1 protein-coding gene is annotated in these 739 nt (G+C 46.1%); it reads left to right on the top strand.

Annotated elements, in window-relative coordinates; translation table 11 throughout:
- Positions 1-739 (top strand): ATP-binding protein (locus tag R8N49_RS26880; protein WP_318190423.1); only part of this gene is annotated, 739 nt, incomplete at both ends.

The following is a 739-nucleotide window of genomic DNA, read 5'->3' as shown; positions in this document are numbered from 1 at the left end:
AACACTATTTTGAATTGCGCAAAGTACCATTTTATAGCAAAGACGGTCGCCACTTGGGGTTGGTTGGTTTTGGGCGTGACATTACTGAGCGTAAGCGTCACGAAGAATCTCTAGAAAAAGCCAGCAGAGATAAAACGACGTTTATCTCCACAATTAGCCATGAACTTCGCACACCGTTAAACGGCATTGTTGGCTTGAGTCGAATGCTGCTTGATAGCCAGCTGACGGAAGAGCAGCGTAAGCACATGCAGACGATCAACGTGAGTGCGATTACGTTGGGGAATATCTTCAATGACATCATCGATATGGACAAATTCGACCGTCGCAAGCTTGAGCTGTTACCTGCGCCATTGAACTTTGAAGACTTTGTCGCCGAGATAGAGAGTATTTCGGCGCTCATGGCGGAACAAAAAGGACTGCGTTTCGACTTAGAACGTTTGAGTGACTTACCAAAAGCGATCGAGGTGGATGCGACCCGTTTACGCCAGGTGATTTGGAATCTAGTGAGCAACGCGATGAAGTTCACCAAAGAAGGTGGCGTTGTGATGACAGTCAGCGCTGATGTCGAAGAAGACTTCGCGACTATCATTATGGAAGTCGAAGACACTGGCATCGGTATTCCTGAAGCTGAACTGGATAAGATTTTTGCTATGTATTATCAAGTTAAGTCGGGCAAAGACAACTTGCATGCAGTAGGTACAGGCATTGGGTTAGCGGTTTCGAAACAGCTGATCAATAT

The organism is Vibrio sp. 1978 (assembly GCF_033344345.1).
This window is presented reverse-complemented; position numbering and strand designations above follow the sequence as displayed.